Here is a 15989-nt window from a genome sequence, read left to right as displayed (position 1 = left end):
ACCGGGAACAATTTTCGGAACACAAGCACTTCTGATGATTCGGGGACGGTTCGTGATGAATTCGTTGTTACCGGACACATCTCAGTCGTCCAGCGGATCCAGTTCCGCGGCGATCAGCTCCACGACGCTGTCGACCGTCACCGCGGGGCCGTTGCTGAGCTCGCCGATCTTGTCGCGGTCTTTGAGCACGACGATCCGGTCGCTGAGGCGCACGACCTCCTCGAGCTCAGAAGAGATGAAGACCACTCCGACCCCATCCCCGGCGAGCTGGCTGATCCGTCGCTGGATGTCGAGCTTCGCCGCGATGTCGATGCCGCGGGTGGGCTCGTCGAGGATCAGCACGTGCGGTCTGGTCGCCAGCGCGCGCGCCAGCAGCAGCTTCTGCTGCGTGCCCCCGGAGAGGTGACCTGCGGGTCTCCCGAGATCGGCCGGGTCGAGGTGCAGCGTCTCGATGTACGTTTCGGCGAGCGCCGCGATCTCCGACGGCGACAACGGTCTCGTCCATCCCCGCAGCGCCTGCAGGGAGAGCACGATGTTCTCGCGCGCACTGAGGTCGGCGATGATGCCGTCCGTTCTCCTGTTCTCGACCGACATCGCGATACGGCTCTTGAGCGCAGCCGAGGGACTCCGCAGCTGCACGCGTTCGCCGTCGACCCTGAGCTGACCGCTGTCCGCACGGACCGACCCGCCCAGCAGCGAGGCCAGCTCGGTGCGCCCGGAACCGCGAAGTCCCGCGAGCCCGACGATCTCTCCCCGATACACGTCGATGTCGGTCGGATCCAGTTCCCCGCGGCGACCGACACCCGTCGCCCGCAGCGCGGGTTCTCCATCGGCCGCGTAGTGATGCGCCTTGCGCTCGGAACCGAGCGCGCGCAGCGCCTCGAGGTCCTTGCCCAGCATCTGCGAGATGAGGTCGGCGCGCTCGAGCTCGCGCGTAGGGGTCTCGGCGATCCGACGCCCGCCGCGCAGCACCGTCATCCGGTCGCTGATCGAGAAGGCCTGCTCGAGGAAATGCGAGACGAACAGGATCGCGACTCCGCGGTCGCGCAGCCCTCTGATCACCCGCATCAGCAGATCGACCTCGGCACGGTCCAGGCTCGACGTCGGCTCGTCGAGGACGAGGATCCGCGGATCGTCGACCATCGAGCGTGCGAGCGCGACCAGCTGCTTCTGGGCGGGCGACAGCATCGTCATCGGCGTCCGCGGATCCATGTCGTCCAGACCGAGTCGAGACAGCGCGTCCGCAGCGTCCGCCCTCGTGCGCTTCCAATCGATGCCGAAGCGTCCGCGTCGTTCCCGTCCGAGCATGACGTTCTCCGCCACGCTCAGTGTCGGACCGAGCTGACCCTCCTGGAACACCGTCGCTATGCCGGCCGCCCTCGCATCGGCGACGCCCGAGAACCGGCGCTCCTCCCCCGCCACGACGACGGTTCCGGCGACCGGGGTGCGCGTTCCGGTGATCACGCCGATCAGTGTCGACTTGCCGGCGCCGTTCTCGCCCATCAGCGCGTGCACCTCGCCGGGGAACAGCCGGAAGTCGATGTCGTCGAGCGCGACGACATCGGAGAACTCGACGCGGATGCCGGTGAGTTCGACGATCGGGGTGTGAGCGTGCGGTGCCATCAGCGCACCAGCCGGGGAGCGGCACTGGAGCCGCGGGCGACGAGTTCGGTCGGGATGCGGGTCAGCTGCGGCAGCTCGCGCTCTTCGAGAGCCGCGCGGAGCATCTCGACGACGGCGGCGCCGAGAGCGGCGAAGTCCTGTCTGACCGTGGTCAGCGGCGGCAGGAAGTGGCGCGCGAGCGGCACATCGTCGAAGCCGACCACGCTGAGGTCCTTCGGAACCTCGAATCCCCGGTCGTGCAGGCCGTGGATGAGACCGATCGCCATGTCGTCGTTCGCGACGAACACAGCCGTGTAGTCCGGCAGCCGGGTGAGTCCTTTCGCGAAGTCGTAGGTGAAGTCGGCGGTCCAGTCGCCCACCACGATCGGACGCTCGCGGATGCCCCAGGACTTGGCCCTGGTGTGGAATGCGCGTTCCCGGGCTCTGGCGTCGAGCCAGTCGAGAGGACCCGCGATGTGGAGGATGTCACGATGCCCGAGGGCGACCAGGTGATCGACCACCAGCGAGGTGCCCGCGTGCTGATCGACCGACACCGTGAGGAAGGTGGGATCGGCATCCGCCTTGACGACGAGCATGGGCACGTTCAGCGAGATGCGCCGGAGCGCCGCGACCGACGACGACCGGGGAGCGATCACACACAACGCGTCGACACCCTGGGTGGTGAGGTTGTCGGCCGCATCCTGCGGCGACAGGGTGTCACCCTCATGCAGGGCGACGGCGCTGACCGAGTAGCCCGAGGTGCGCGCGGCCATCTCGACGGCGCGGAGGATGCTGGTGGGCCCGAACGACACGGCACTTTCGATGATCACGCCGATACGGTGCGTGCGCTGGGTCGCGAGCGCCCTGGCCACCATGTTCGGCCGATAGTCGAGCTCTTCGATCGCCTCGAGCACGCGCCGACGAGTGTCCGGCTTGATGTTCGGATGGTCGTTGAGCACCCGAGACACGGTCATATGCGAGACGCCGGCGAGATCCGCCACGTGGCGGAGACCGGGTTTGTCGGAGCCGAGGCTGGCCATGAGCACCTCCGTCGGTCCCGCCTGCAGAGATGTTACCGAGAACAGCCTCAGCCGTGCAATCGAGCGGTGCGGCGCACCGGACCCCACCGCGCACGTCGGCGAGGCCCGCTCGTCTGACGCGCGCGCTCCGGCACGCGCCGGGAGGTCAGTCCCGCGGCGCGGCGGTCGAGGCGCGGACGCGGAGTTCGGGCTGGATCAGCTCGCGCGCCTCGATCTGCTCGCCCTCGATCGCGGCGAGCAGCTCGCCGATGACGACCTCGCCCAGCAGGGCGAAGTGCTGACGCACCGTGGTCAGCGGAGGCTGGTAGTGCCGAGCGTCCGGCACGTCGTCGAACCCGACCACGCTCACGTCCTCCGGCACGCGGATGCGGCGCTCCGCCAGCCCGTGCATGAGCCCGAGCGCCATCTGGTCGTTGGCGACGAACACCGCCGTCGCCTCTCCGAGCTCGAGCTCGCGGCCGAAGGCGTATCCGGAATCGGAGGACCAATCGCCGATGAGCGGTGGCACGACCGGTAACCCCTCCGCCTCGAGCGCCGCCTGCCAGGCCTCGGTCCGCGCCTTCGCATCGAACCAGTCGGGCGGGCCGGCGATATGCAGGATCGTGCGATGCCCGAGGTCGATCAGATGACGCACCGCCGCCGTCGCCCCTGCTCGCTGGTCGACCGATGCCGTGTGCATCTGCCCGTCGGGCTCTTCCTTGACGACCAGGGTGGGCACCGCGATCGCCTGCCGGCGCAACAGATCGAGCGAAGAGGCACGCGGCGCGATCACGCACAGAGCGTCGACGCCCTGAGTGACGAGTTCGACGACACCCGCATCGACCCGGCGACCGTCGGCATCACCCACCGAGAAGCTGCTCACGGCGTAGCCGCTCTGCCGGGCGGCGACCTCGATCGCCCGCAGGACACTGCTCGGTCCGTAGAAGCCCGGGTTGTCGACGATCACGCCGATCCGCATCGCCCGGTTGGTCGCGAGGGCGCGCGCTATCGAGCTGCGGGTGAAGTGCATCTCGTCGATCGCGGTCATCACCTTGTCTCGGGTGGACGCGCGGATGTTCGGGTGACCGTTGAGCACGCGCGACACCGTCATGTGCGAGACTCCCGCACGCTCCGCCACGTCATAGATGCTCGGCTTGCGAGCCCCGGCGGCAGATGCGGAATCGGTGGTCATGAAGCCCCCCCCCCTCGCACGATGACCGCGAACGGTACAACGATAGTGCGCGAAAGCCCGCCTCGTCCTGCTGCGGGGGCAGCAGGACGAGGCGGGCCGGGAGAGGCCGGTCACCGCCCGGAGGCGGCGACCTCACCTCATTCCGTCTCGGTCTCCATGACCGAACGGCCTCGACGACGCAGCATCCAGAAGGCGGATCCGAGCGCCAGCAGCAGCGCACCGATCCACGCCGCCGTCAGCGACGCACTCGCATCGCCACCGGTGTTCGCGAGGGAGCCGTCTGTACCTCCGGTTCCACCCCCGGTGGAGGGACCACCGTCGGTGCCGCCGTCGGTACCGCCGTCGGTGCCGCCGCCCGTGCTCTCCCTGGTGACCGTGAGCGGCAGCCGCGCGAGCTCCGTCTCACCGTCACGCAGCACGATGTGGTGCGCACCCGCCGTCGTGTCGGCGGGGACCGTCACCGTCGCCTCGATCCGGCCATCCGCCGTCGTCGCGGTCGCGAGTGCACGGTAGGTGCTCTCGATACCGATCTCGACCTCGTCGGCCGTCACGCCGGTGGCGGTCACGGTGACCTTGCCGCCCGCGGCGACCGTCGAGACCGACAGCTGTGCACTCAGCTCGGCGCCGGGGCTGTCGTCGATCGCGGTGAACGCCCAGTTGTCGACCTCGAACAGGTCGGTCTCGGCATCCGTGCCCTCGGCACCGGCGAAGACGAAGAACACGTCGTGCTCGCCCGTGGCACCGGTGACATCGGCCTCGACCGTGGTCCACTCTCCGACCGTGCCGTCGACGGGGATCTCCGCCACGACGGGGCCGTCGACGTCGTCCAGACGCACCTGGATGCTGCTGCCGGCGACCAGCGGCTTCACCTTCGCGGACACCTTCTGTGCGCCGGAGCCGAAGTCGACACCGGAGATGCCGGAGAAGTCCCCGTCATCGACGCCCGAGAGCACCATGTTCCCTGAGCCGTTGTGCTCGGGGAACTCGACCGAGGCGGCATCCGTCTTGGTCGTGGTGATGCCCAGCTGCCAGGCCAGGGTCTCCGCCTCGAAGGTGCGGTACGGGTCGAAGCTCTCGACCTGCTCCACGCCGGCCTTGGTCCCGACCACCGGCTTGATGGTGCCGTCCACGTTGAACTCGAGCTTGTCGATGTGCACCGACCGGTAGCCCTGCGTCGCACCGGGGGTGCCGAGAGCCGCCGCCCACGCCGCCCCGCGCGTCTGCGCGTGGTAGGTGAAGTAGGTCTCGCCCTTGTACGTGAACGTGTCGGAGTGGTTGTTGCCGCCGTTGCCCGCTCCGAAGAACGTGCCCTGGTTCTGGAATGCCACACCCGCGTACTCCGAGGAGCCGAGCTTCATCGGGTCATCGGTCATCATGTACGCGATCGCACCGCGCGACGGGTACAGCCCCGGCGCCTCGTTCACCTGGAAGTTCGACGAGTACGAGTAGTAGTACTTGCCGTCGCGCTTGAACATGCTCGACGCTTCGAACATGCCGGGGGCGTCGATCTCGACCGGGTCGCCGTCGAGGGTGACCATGTCATCTTGCAGCTTCACGACACGGGTCGACTTCGGGTTCTGCGGTCCCTGCACGTTCGGCGAGGTGCCGATCTGCGAGTTGCCGCCGAAGTACAGGTATCCCTGTCCGTCGTCGTCGATGAAGACCTCCGGGTCGAAGAGCCACATGCCTGCGGGGAACCCGCCTTCGGCGATGTAGTCGCGCGACACCGTGTCGGGGATGATCTTCTTGCCCAGCGGGTCTTCCCAGGGGCCCAGTGGCGAGCCGCCGACGACGACTGCCGTGCCGGTTCCGCTGTCGCAGAAGTAGAGGTAGACCTTGCCGTCCTTCTCGATCGCGGCCGGAGCCCAGGAGTTGCGCGCCCACGGGGCGGCACCGCCTTCGCGAGCGATCGGCACCGCGCCGTGATCGACCCAGTTGACCATGTCGGTCGTGGACATCACGTTGAGCCGGGTGATGCCGCCGTAGCCGTTCGACTGCGTCGGCAGACCGTTCTCGTCCTTGCTGTTCAGGTCGTACTGCTGGGTGTCATCGGTCGAGTAGATGTAGAGACGACCGTTGTAGACGAGGTGGTGCGGGTCGGCGCCGAACTTGTGCCCGACGAGCGGGTTGTGGTCGCCGATCGGCTTGGTCTGCACCTTCTCCAGGCTGGTGAAGGCGGGGACCTCCGGAGCATCCGCGATCTTGACGAGCGAGAGCTCGTCGACCGAGAAGTCCTGCAGGGCATCGGAACCCCACGGAGTCTCCACGAACAGCCAGCCCGCGGCGACGTGCTTGGCCTCTGCCGTGAACTCCTGCGAGAACGTGCCCCATTCACCCTTCGTGAAGGTGTGCCCGTAGTCGGCGCAGCCGTTGAAGTTCGTGGGGCAGAACGTGAAGTTGAACTGCTGGGTGGCGTTGCCCTCGTCGTACTTGAGCGTGCCGGTGAGCCGGTAGGAGGCGCCGAGCTCGATCTTGTCCGCGACGCTCGCGAACGGACCGGACTGGGTGTTCTCCCGGCCGGTGACCTTCAGGGAGTGCGCGCCGCTCGCCGCGTCGTCGCTGAGGCTCAGCGTGCCGCCGCGGGTGTTGGTCCAGCCCGTCAGGTCGGAGACGAACCGACCGTCCGGCAGGAGGTTGCCCGGCACCGCCGGCGGCTCGGTGACCGCGGGGGCCCCGTCGTCGGTCGTCAGCGAGACGTCGTCGATCACGAACGACTGCACGTCGGTGCTCCAGGGCGTCTCGACGAACATGATGTCGTAGTCGGCCGACAGCGGCGTGAACGTCTTCTCGACCGTGGACCACTCGCCCGCCGTCGCCGTGGTGGAGGCCACGACGTCGCAGCGGCTTCGCGTCGAGGTGCACAGCACGACGTTGAAGTTCTGGGTGGCACGGCCGGCATCGAACTTCAGCGAGAGCGAGAGGTCGTAGGACTGATCGGTCTTCAGCAGTCCGGTCACCGTGGCGGTGGGACCGGACTGGAAGCTGGAACGATCACCGATCGCGAGGGCCTTCGCACCGGTGCGAGCATCGGTGCTCGTACTCAGCGTGCCGCCCAGGGGAGCGGTCCATCCCGACACCCCGCTCTCGAAGGTGCCATTCTCGATGATGTCCGTCGGCGCGGCGAAGGCCGCCACCGGCAGCCCCACGGCGGTCACCGACGAGGCGATGAGGGCGGCGACCCCCAGCAGCGCTGCGGGGCGCGATACGGATCGGCTGCGGTGCCGATCGGTGGATCTGGGACGTGATTTCACTGGTGTTCTCCTTGTGGATCGGTTCGCTCGAGGGCGCGCGGGCGCGCTCCGATGGCGGCCCCCTCACGGGAGGAGGCCGTCGAGGATGGTGACCTCAGGCGAAAGTGGTTGCGACCGAACGCCCGACGAGGTGGATCGCCACGGGACGGGCTTCGGTCCCCTTGTGGGGTCGATGGGTTCAGGACGCACGGCCGCGGGCGCACCGGACACCGCGCACGACGCTCTGCGAGTGGGGGTGCGTCCCGTCGCACGACGTCTGCAGGAGGGAGGCCCGGCGTCCCCGGGTGCGCTCAGCGCGGCTGTCGGGGCTGCCTCTGCCGGGATCCGCGCGCCGGGCGACGGCGTGCAGCGCGATGCACGTGTCGGCAGAGATGGGGACCGGCGACGCTGTTCATGCACTCTCCTCGTTGAGAAGCCGGAGCCGCGCGCAGAGCAAGTCCGGCGGGCCCGGCGGGCCGTGTGTGATGATCACCACTGGAGTGATGTTACCGGTAACAGATTCCGGAACACAAGACTTCTTCCCCGATTGGTCGCCGATCCGGGATCCCGACCGCTGCCTCGGCTACAGCCCCAACCGCTCCAGGTACGGGTTCACCAGGCGGCGCTCGGGGTCGTAGCGGGCGGCGAGCGCGGCGAAGTCGTCCCACCGCGAATACCGCGAGCGCACCTCGGCACCGTCGAGCGTGAACACCTTGCCCCAGTGCGGACGGGCGGTCTCGGGCAGCGCGGCCTCGATCGTCGGGAGCAGGGCGCGGACCGCGGCTTCGTCGGGCTTCCAGGTGAAGTGGAGGCCGACGGCATCCGTCCCGTTCGACGAGCTGAGCCACAGGTCGTCCGCGCGCACGGTGCGGATCTCGTTCACGAGCAGCAGCGGCGCGATCTGCCCGGCGAGGGTACGCACGGCCTGGATCGCGGCGACCGCATCGGCGCGGGGCACGAGGTACTCGCTCTGGATCTCGGCGCCGGCCGACGGCGTGAACTCGAGCTTGAAGTGCGCAAGCCGCTCGAACCACGGACCGGCGACCCCGAGCTGCTCGGTGCACGCGACCGGGTCGACGCCGAGGATCGGATGCCGCTTGCTCACGGCCGGCACCGCGCCGAGCTTCTCGAACAGCGACTCCCGCGCGGCCTCGCGCGCCTCGGGCTGCCGCTGCTTGACCCAGATCTGGTCGACGAAGTCGGTGCGCTCCCAGGTCGAGAACAGGCTCACGCTGGTGCCGATCGAGGTCACATCGTCGAAGTCGGCGAGCACGGCATCCCAGTCCGGCCGCTCGAACACGTGCTGGGCGACCTCGTACGTCGGCTCGACGTCGAGCGTCACGTCGAGCACGGCCCCGAGCGCGCCGAGGCTCACGACCGCACCGTCGAAGTCGGCGTCGCCGCGCTCGAGCGTGCGCGTCTCGCCCGCGGGCGTGAGGATCGTGAGGCCGCGGACCGCACTCGCGAGCGAGCCGATCGAGTCGCCCGAGCCGTGCGTCCCGGTGGCGACCGCCCCCGCGATCGAGATGTGCGGCAGCGAGGCGAGGTTGGCGAGCGCGAGCCCCTCGGCCTCGAGCAGCGGCGCGATGTCGCCGTAGCGGGCAGCGCCTGCGACCTTCACGGCCGTGCGGTTCGTGTTCACCTCGAACACCGCGGGCAGACGGTCGAGCGCGATGAGCACACCGTCGGTATCGGCGATGTCGTTGAAGCAGTGCCGCGACCCGAGGAAGCGCACCGGCCCGCCCTGGCCGAGCAGAGCACCGAGTTCGCCGACCGTCTCCGGGTGCGCGATCGTCGAGGCCCGGTACGTGAGGTTGCCTGCCCAGTTGCGTTCGGTGGTCATGGCGCCATGATAGCCAGGGCGGCGCTGACTACATCGATGTACTGGGCCCGCTCCCGGCCTCGACGCTAGGCTGACCGGATGACAGCGCAGCCGCCGCCCCGCGCCACGATGAAGGACGTCGCGGCCCTCGCCGGGGTGTCGACGAAGACCGTCTCGAACGTGGTCACCGGCACTGTTCCCGTCAACGACAGCACACGGGCCAAGGTCGAGTCGGCGATGGCGCAGCTCGACTTCGTGCCCAACCTCAGCGCCAGGGGGCTGCGCAAGGGACGCTCCGGGATCATCGCCGTCGCCCTCCCCGACCTCGCCACCGCCTTCTCGGCCGAGCTCGTGCACCGCATCGTCGAGGCCGCGCACGAGCGGGGTCTCGCCGTGCAGATCGAGGAGACGGCATCCGAGCCCGAGCGCGAGAAGGAGCTGGTGTCCCGCGCGCGGGCGCACCTGGTGGACGGCCTGATCCTGAACCCGATCCGCCTCGAGGACAGCGTGCTGAAGTACGCCGACCGCCTCCCGCCGCTCGTCGTGATCGGCGAGGTCGAGCAGAACCGGGCCGATCACGTGCGCATCGACAGTCGGCAGGCCGCCGCCGACGCCACCCGCCATGTTCTCTCCCAGGGCGCGACCCGTGTCGCGGTGGTCGGTGCCGACGATGATCCGTCGATCGCCACGGCCACCAGCCGTCTGCGCCTCGAGGGTGTGCACGATGCGCTGCGCGAAGCGGGCATCCCCCGGGACCCGGCCCTCGAGATCAATCGGCTGCCGTGGTCGATGGGCGGTGGTGCGGATGCCGTGCGCATGCTGCTCGACCGTCGCGTGTCCTTCGACGCGATCGTCGCGTTCACGGATTCGCTCGCGCTCGGGGCGCTGCACACGCTGCACGACAACGGCATCCGCGTGCCCGACGACGTGATCGTGACCGGTTTCGACGACGTCGAGTTCTCGCGGTACACCTCGCCGGCGCTGACCTCGGTCGCGTTCGATCGGCAGGCATTCGCGATCGCCGCGCTCGGTCTGCTCGAATCCCGCATGGACGACCGGGCAGCTCCCCCGCGCGCCCTCACCCTCTCGCATCACCTGCTGGAGCGCGCGAGCACGCAGGGTCGCCCGCGCGGCTACCGTCCCTGACACCCGTGTACACCCGGGCGCTGATCTGATGCTTGCGCGGTCGATTACATCGATGTAATGATGAGGCGACCCCCGCACAGTCACGAAGGAGTGACGATGACACCCCCACTCGATCTGTCCCGCCGGCAGTTCCTCACCGCCGCCTCGCTCGCCGCCGGCACGGCGCTGCTCGCCGGTTGCGCGCCCGGCACGACCCCCGGCTCCGGCCCGCAGACCCTGCAGTTCTGGCACCTGCTCTCCGGCGGCGACGGCGTGACGATGTCGTCGCTGCTCGATGAGGTCAACGGCGCGCAGTCCGCGTTCCGCATCCGCCCGACCGTGCTCGCCTGGGGCACCCCGTATTACACGAAGCTCGCGATGGCGGGCGCCGGCGGCCGCGCCCCCGACGTCGCCATCATGCACGCGACGCGCACGGTCGGCTGGGCGCCCGGCGGCCTGCTCGACGCCTGGGACCTGGACCGCCTCGCCGAGCTCGGCGTCGACAGCTCGACCTTCCCGAAGCCGATCTGGGAGAAGGGCTTCGTGGGTGACGACATGTACAGCGTCGCACTCGACGCCCACCCCTTCGTGATGATGTTCAACACCGACGTGTGCGATGCCGCCGGCGTCCTCGACTCCGACGGGAAGCTGCAGGAGACGAGCTCGCCCGAGGAGTTCCTCGAGCAGCTGCGCACCGTGAGCGGCACCGCCTCCGGTCACGCCCTCTCCTACGGCTACCTCGGCGACGGCGCGCAGATGTGGCGCCTGTTCTACACCTTCTACTCGCAGCACGGCGGCGCCATGGAACTGCCCGCCGGCGGCCCGGCCGTGATCGACAAAGACGTCGCGGTCGAATCGCTCACGCTCATGCAGACACTGCTCGACGGCGAGATCGCGGCCGCCCAGAACGACTACGGCAGCGCGATCGCCGAGTTCGCCACCGGCAAGAGCGGCATGCTCTTCACCGGAGTCTGGGAGCTGCGCACCATGCAGGCCGCCGGCATCCCGTTCGACGCGACCATGATCCCGACGCTCTACGGCACCCCGGCTGTCTACGCCGACTCGCACTCCTTCGTCCTCCCGCACCAGTCCAGTGCCGACCCTGTGCGGCGCGATCTCACCTACGAGTTCGTGGCCGACATGCTGAAGAACTCCTTCGGCTGGGCCGAGGCCGGCCACATCCCCGCTTTCCTCCCCGTGACCGAATCCCCCGAGTACGCCGACCTCATCCCCCAGGCGAACTACGCCGAGGCAGCGCAGCACGTCGTATACGACCCGACCGCGTGGTTCACCGGCTCGGGCTCCAACTTCCAGGCCGAGTTCGGTGCCGCCGTGCAGAACGTGCTGCTCTCGGGCGACGACCCGGCGGCCGCGATCGACCGCTTCGAGGCACGGGTGAACGCCCTGCTCCGACAGCCGAACCCGGCAGACCCCGAAGGGACGTTCGGATCATGACCTCCGCCACCGACTCCACCCGCACGATCGTCACCGGGTCGCGCACCACCCCGCGCGGTCGCCGCGCCGGCTCCCGCAACCGCGAGCAGCTCATCAGCTGGGTCTTCCTCGCACCGTTCCTCGTGGCCTTCGCGCTGTTCCTGGTCTGGCCGATCATCCACGGATTCATCCTCAGCTTCACCGACCAGTCCCTCACCGGGGCCGGCGGCTCGTTCATCGGATTCGCCAACTACGCCGAGGCGTTCGTCGACCCGAAGATGTGGCAGTCGATGGGCAACACCGTCTGGTTCACACTGCTCTCCACGGTGCCCCTCGTCGTGATCGCCCTCGCGATGGCGGCCCTCGTCGACCGCGGCATCCCCGGCCAGTGGCTCTGGCGCCTGTCGTTCTTCATGCCGTTCCTGCTCGCCTCCACCGTGATCTCGCAGATCTGGGTCTGGATCTTCAACCCCCAGGTCGGCGCGGCCAACAACATCCTGGAGTTCTTCGGGCTCGAGCCGCTCGCGTGGCTGCAGAACCCCGAGACCAACATGCTGTCGATCGTGATCGCCACCGTCTGGTGGACGGTCGGCTTCAACTTCCTGCTCTACCTCGCGGCCATGCAGAACATCCCGCCGCAGCAGTACGAGGCCGCGTCCCTCGACGGCGCCGGCGCCTGGCGCCAGTTCTGGTCGATCACGCTCCCGCAGCTGGGACCGGCGACGGTGCTCATCCTGATCCTGCAGATCCTCGCCTCGCTGAAGCTGTTCGACCAGGCGTACCAGATGCTCGGCGGGGTCGCGAGCGACACCACCCGCTCGATCGTGCAGTACATCTACGAGGCCGGTTTCGTCAGCTACCGGTTCGGCTACTCGGCCGCCATCTCCTACGTCTTCTTCGCCCTCATCGTCATCCTCGGCGTCGCGCAGGCCCTGATCACGCGCCGCCGGAAGGAGCAGTTCTGATGTCCACCGCCACCGCCTCCCCCCTCGCATCCACCGCCACCGAGACGATCACGACGGCGTCGTCGCGTCGCCCCCGGCGCTCGCACCTGCCCGGGCAGAAGCCGTTCGGACCGCTCCGCATCACCGCCTTCGTCGTGCTGCTGCTCCTCGCCATCGGCTGGCTGCTGCCGTTCCTCTGGGCGGTCGCGACCGCGTTCAAGACCGAGACGGATGCCGCATCCGGCGACCCCGGCTGGATCGGCGCGAGCGGACCCACCATCGAGGCGTTCACCGCGATCCTCTCGCAGGGCAACGTCTACACCTGGGCGCTGAACAGCCTGCTCACCTCCGTGGCGATCACCGTGATCACCCTGGCGATCTCGGCTCTCGCGGCCTACGCCTTCTCACGCCTGGACTTCACCGGCCGCAAGTGGCTGTTCGTGGTGATCATCGCCTCGATCGTCGTGCCGCCGCAGGTGCTGATCATCCCCCTGTTCTACGAGATGCTCGCGTTCAACATGGTCGACACCTACTGGGGTCTGATCCTGCCGCAGGTCGTGGCACCCGCGATGGTGTTCATCCTGAAGCGGTTCTTCGACGCCATCCCGATCGAGCTGGAAGACGCGGCGCGCGTCGACGGCGCCGGCCGGTTCCGGATCTTCTGGTCGATCGTGCTGCCGCTCTCCCGTCCGATCATGGCCTCGGTCGCGATCTTCGTGTTCATCAGCGCGTGGAACAACTTCCTCTGGCCGTTCCTCGTGATCAACGACACGACGCTGATGACGCTGCCGGTCGGACTGCAGACCGTGATCAGCGCCTACGGCGTGCAGTACGCCCAGGTCATGGCGCAGGCCGTGCTCGCGGCGCTGCCGCTCATCATCGTGTTCATGATCTTCCAGAAGCAGATCGTCAAGGGAGTCGCGACGAGCGGCTTCGGCGGTCAGTAGTCCCCCACCCGGCTCGAGAGCCAGAAATCTAGGAGAGCAATGTCTCAGGCCCGCATCACCATCGACCGCGACTTCACGATCGCCGACGTCCCCCGGAGGCTCTTCGGCTCGTTCGTCGAGCACATGGGGCGCTGCGTCTACACCGGCATCTACGAGCCGGGGCACCCGCAGGCCGACGAGCGCGGTTTCCGGCAGGACGTGCTGGCGCTCGTGAAGGAGATGGGACCGACCGTGGTCCGCTACCCCGGCGGCAACTTCGTCTCGGGCTACCGCTGGGAAGACGGCGTCGGCCCGGTCGAGGACCGGCCGGTGCGCATCGACGGCGCCTGGCACACGATCGAGACGAACGCCTTCGGCCTGCACGAGTTCATGGACTGGGCGAAGGAGGCGGATGTCGAGGTGATGGAGGCCGTCAACCTCGGCACCCGCGGCGTCGAGGAGGCGCGCGCACTCGTCGAGTACGCGAACCACCCCGGCGGCACGTACTGGTCGGATCTGCGCCGCAAGAACGGTGCGGAGCAGCCCTTCGACATCAAGCTGTGGTGCCTGGGCAACGAGCTGGACGGCCCCTGGCAGATCGGCGGCAAGACCGCGACCGAGTACGGGCGGCTCGCCCAGGAGTCCGCCAAGGCGATGCGTCTGGTCGACCCGTCGATCGAGCTCGTCGCCGTCGGCTCGTCGGGGCGGACGATGCCGACGTTCGGCACCTGGGAGCACACGGTTCTCACCCACGCCTACGACGAGGTCGACTTCATCTCGATGCACGCGTACTACCAGGAGCACGACGGCGACGCCGAGTCGTTCCTCGCCGAGTCCGTCGACATGGACGCGTTCATCGAGGGTGTCATCGCCACGATCGACGCGGTCAAGGCATCCGGCAAGCACACGAAGCAGATCGACATCTCGTTCGACGAGTGGAACGTGTGGGACCAGGTGAAGTACAACGACGTCGAGGCGAAGGAGATCGAGAAGGCCGGATGGCGTCAGCATCCGCGACTCATCGAGGACACGTACTCGGTGACGGATGCCGTCGTGGTCGGCACCCTGCTCAACAGCTTGCTGCGGCACGGTGACCGCGTGAAGATCGCCAACCAGGCGCAGCTCGTGAACGTGATCGCCCCGATCCGCTCGGAGGAGAACGGTCCGGCCTGGCGGCAGACGAGCTTCTGGCCGTTCGAGCGGATGGCTCGGCTCGCGAAGGGCCGCATCCTGCGCCTCGCGGTGTCGGCTCCGCAGATCAAGACGAAGCGCTACGGCGGGGTCGACGCTGTCGACGCGGCGGCGACCTGGGACGAGGCGACCGGACGGGTAGTCGTGTTCGTCGCGAACCGCTCACTCGACGAGTCGAGCGATCTGACGATCGACCTGCACGGACTCGGCGACCTGCGCGTGGTCACCGCCGAGACCCTGACGATCCCCGAGGGTGGCGACCGCCACACGTCGAACCTCGAGACCACGCCCGACAGCGTGCACATGGTGCCGCTCGGGGCCGCCGAGGTCGTCGACGGCGCCGTGCGCGCGACGCTGCCGCCACTCTCCTGGTCGGTCATCGAGCTCGACGCCGCTCGGGCCTGAGACGTCCGGCGGGCTCGGCGACCTCGAGGTCGCCGAGCCCGCGGGACGCACGCGGTCACGGCGCTCAGGGCAACCACTCTCAGGGCCAGTCGACGGCCTCCAGGACCGGCCAGGCGCCGTCCGAGGCGTTCGCGATGACGGTCCCCGTCACGCCCGATTCGGGGTCGTGCCAGGTGCGCGCCGAGACTCCGGCGTCGTACCCCTCGAGGATCACGGTGCCCGATTCCCATCCGCGCCAGAAGCCCCGCGCGTAGCGCATGTTCTCGTCCTCGACCTCGTTCAGCGGTTCGGTGAGCACGGCCAGCATCTGCGCGCTCACGATCCGGTGATCGAACAGCGCCGTCCAGAACGCGTGCAGATCGGCGGCCGTCGTGGCCGCGCCGCCGTCTCCGCTCCCGCGCACCGGCAGATGGAGCACGTTCGTGCGGTCGTCGGTGTCGCCCAGGTACCCGAGAGCGAGATCCCCCGGCATGTCGTCGGTGCGGGGATATCCGCTCGACGCCATCCCGGCGGGAGCGAAGACGCGCTCCTGGACGAGCTCGTGGAACGGCGTCTTCGACGCGCGCTCCGCCACCAGCGCCAGCAGCACGAAACCGCTGTTGCAGTAGGCGAATCGCGAGCCCGGCGCGCTCACCTGCGGCCGGCCGTCGAGCACCGGCACGAACGCCTCGGTGTTGTCGAGCTCATGCAGGGGGCGGTCGATCACGTAGTCGGTGATCGAACCGCTCGACTCGTCGATGTAGTCGCCGATGCCCGACGTGTGGGACAGCAGGTGCTCGACCGTGACGGCGTCGTCGACGAGCGGGAGATCGTCGCCGAGGAAGGGCCTCACCAGGTCGTCGAGCGCGAGCGTCCCGTCATCGACGAGCGCTCCGATCGTGACCGCGGTGAAACCCTTCGCGATGCTGGCGACGCCGCACCGGCTCTCCGCCGCCATCGGCAGGCCGTGGGCGCGGTCCGCGAGCCCGTACCCGCGGGCGAACGGTTCTTCGCCGGGACGGTCGACGCGGATCACCCCGCTGAATCCGTTCGCCTCGGCGGCCTCGTGCAGGGCCAGTGCGACATCCGTTCTCGCAGTGGTCATGTGTCCGTACCCCTT

11 protein-coding genes are annotated in these 15989 nt (G+C 68.7%); 5 read left to right on the top strand and 6 right to left on the bottom strand.

From position 1 onward, the window contains the following. Window positions 1-81: 81 nt before the first annotated feature. From ACIOTO_RS08595 to ACIOTO_RS08575, 5 genes are all read right to left on the bottom strand, one after another. Window positions 82-1623 carry a sugar ABC transporter ATP-binding protein gene (locus tag ACIOTO_RS08595; protein ID WP_091032089.1) on the bottom strand — a complete coding sequence of 514 codons (1542 nt, stop codon included), beginning with the start codon at window positions 1621-1623 and terminating at the stop codon, window positions 82-84. Next, complete coding sequence (locus ACIOTO_RS08590; RefSeq protein ID WP_400857441.1) at window positions 1623-2642, bottom strand: LacI family DNA-binding transcriptional regulator; 1020 nt, start codon at window positions 2640-2642, stop codon at window positions 1623-1625. The genes ACIOTO_RS08595 and ACIOTO_RS08590 overlap by 1 nt, the downstream gene beginning before the upstream one ends. A gap of 145 nt (window positions 2643-2787) precedes the next feature. Next, window positions 2788-3813: a LacI family DNA-binding transcriptional regulator gene (locus ACIOTO_RS08585; protein ID WP_400857439.1), complete on the bottom strand. Its 1026-nt coding sequence runs from the start codon at window positions 3811-3813 to the stop codon at window positions 2788-2790. Between the two features lie 137 nt (window positions 3814-3950). Further along, on the bottom strand, window positions 3951-7064 hold the full coding sequence (locus tag ACIOTO_RS08580; protein ID WP_400857438.1) for a carbohydrate binding domain-containing protein: 3114 nt from the start codon (window positions 7062-7064) through the stop codon (window positions 3951-3953). A gap of 562 nt (window positions 7065-7626) precedes the next feature. Then, the gene (locus tag ACIOTO_RS08575) at window positions 7627-8886 is read right to left on the bottom strand and encodes a D-arabinono-1,4-lactone oxidase (RefSeq protein ID WP_400857437.1); all 1260 of its coding nucleotides are present in this window, start codon (window positions 8884-8886) and stop codon (window positions 7627-7629) included. A 78-nt stretch (window positions 8887-8964) separates the two neighbouring features. Between ACIOTO_RS08575 and ACIOTO_RS08570 the strand changes: the two genes are divergently transcribed. From ACIOTO_RS08570 to ACIOTO_RS08550, 5 genes are all read left to right on the top strand, one after another. Then, window positions 8965-10011, top strand: coding sequence for a LacI family DNA-binding transcriptional regulator (locus tag ACIOTO_RS08570; RefSeq protein WP_400857436.1), 1047 nt, complete (start codon window positions 8965-8967; stop codon window positions 10009-10011). 96 nt (window positions 10012-10107) lie between these two features. After that, a complete protein-coding gene (locus ACIOTO_RS08565; RefSeq protein WP_400857435.1) occupies window positions 10108-11445 on the top strand; it encodes an extracellular solute-binding protein in 1338 nt (445 codons plus the stop codon). Then, on the top strand, window positions 11442-12389 hold the full coding sequence (locus ACIOTO_RS08560) for a carbohydrate ABC transporter permease (RefSeq protein ID WP_029264409.1): 948 nt from the start codon (window positions 11442-11444) through the stop codon (window positions 12387-12389). Before ACIOTO_RS08565 ends, ACIOTO_RS08560 begins: the two co-directional genes overlap by 4 nt. Next, window positions 12389-13315, top strand: coding sequence for a carbohydrate ABC transporter permease (locus tag ACIOTO_RS08555; protein ID WP_029264408.1), 927 nt, complete (start codon window positions 12389-12391; stop codon window positions 13313-13315). The genes ACIOTO_RS08560 and ACIOTO_RS08555 overlap by 1 nt, the downstream gene beginning before the upstream one ends. A 39-nt stretch (window positions 13316-13354) precedes the next feature. Then, complete coding sequence (locus tag ACIOTO_RS08550; RefSeq protein WP_400857434.1) at window positions 13355-14890, top strand: alpha-N-arabinofuranosidase; 1536 nt, start codon at window positions 13355-13357, stop codon at window positions 14888-14890. Window positions 14891-14969: 79 nt separating this feature from the next. Here the strand turns inward: ACIOTO_RS08550 and ACIOTO_RS08545 are convergent, their stop codons facing one another. Further along, window positions 14970-15974 (bottom strand): serine hydrolase domain-containing protein, encoded by a 1005-nt coding sequence (locus tag ACIOTO_RS08545; protein ID WP_400857433.1) that lies wholly within the window; start codon window positions 15972-15974, stop codon window positions 14970-14972. Window positions 15975-15989 lie beyond the last annotated feature (15 nt).

Source organism: Microbacterium sp. NPDC087592 (assembly GCF_044743585.1).
In the GTDB taxonomy this organism is placed as follows: domain Bacteria; phylum Actinomycetota; class Actinomycetes; order Actinomycetales; family Microbacteriaceae; genus Microbacterium.
This window is presented reverse-complemented; position numbering and strand designations above follow the sequence as displayed.

Excerpts from the sequence above, each read along its gene's own strand:
- ACIOTO_RS08590 (WP_400857441.1), bottom strand. The coding sequence starts at position 2,642 with ATGGCCAGCCTCGGCTCCGACAAACCCGGTCTCCGCCACGTGGCGGAT.
- ACIOTO_RS08595 (WP_091032089.1), bottom strand. The coding sequence starts at position 1,623 with ATGGCACCGCACGCTCACACCCCGATCGTCGAACTCACCGGCATCCGC.
- ACIOTO_RS08570 (WP_400857436.1), top strand. The coding sequence starts at position 8,965 with ATGACAGCGCAGCCGCCGCCCCGCGCCACGATGAAGGACGTCGCGGCC.
- ACIOTO_RS08555 (WP_029264408.1), top strand. The coding sequence starts at position 12,389 with ATGTCCACCGCCACCGCCTCCCCCCTCGCATCCACCGCCACCGAGACG.
- ACIOTO_RS08550 (WP_400857434.1), top strand. The coding sequence starts at position 13,355 with ATGTCTCAGGCCCGCATCACCATCGACCGCGACTTCACGATCGCCGAC.
- ACIOTO_RS08565 (WP_400857435.1), top strand. The coding sequence starts at position 10,108 with ATGACACCCCCACTCGATCTGTCCCGCCGGCAGTTCCTCACCGCCGCC.
- ACIOTO_RS08575 (WP_400857437.1), bottom strand. The coding sequence starts at position 8,886 with ATGACCACCGAACGCAACTGGGCAGGCAACCTCACGTACCGGGCCTCG.
- ACIOTO_RS08545 (WP_400857433.1), bottom strand. The coding sequence starts at position 15,974 with ATGACCACTGCGAGAACGGATGTCGCACTGGCCCTGCACGAGGCCGCC.
- ACIOTO_RS08585 (WP_400857439.1), bottom strand. The coding sequence starts at position 3,813 with ATGACCACCGATTCCGCATCTGCCGCCGGGGCTCGCAAGCCGAGCATC.
- ACIOTO_RS08560 (WP_029264409.1), top strand. The coding sequence starts at position 11,442 with ATGACCTCCGCCACCGACTCCACCCGCACGATCGTCACCGGGTCGCGC.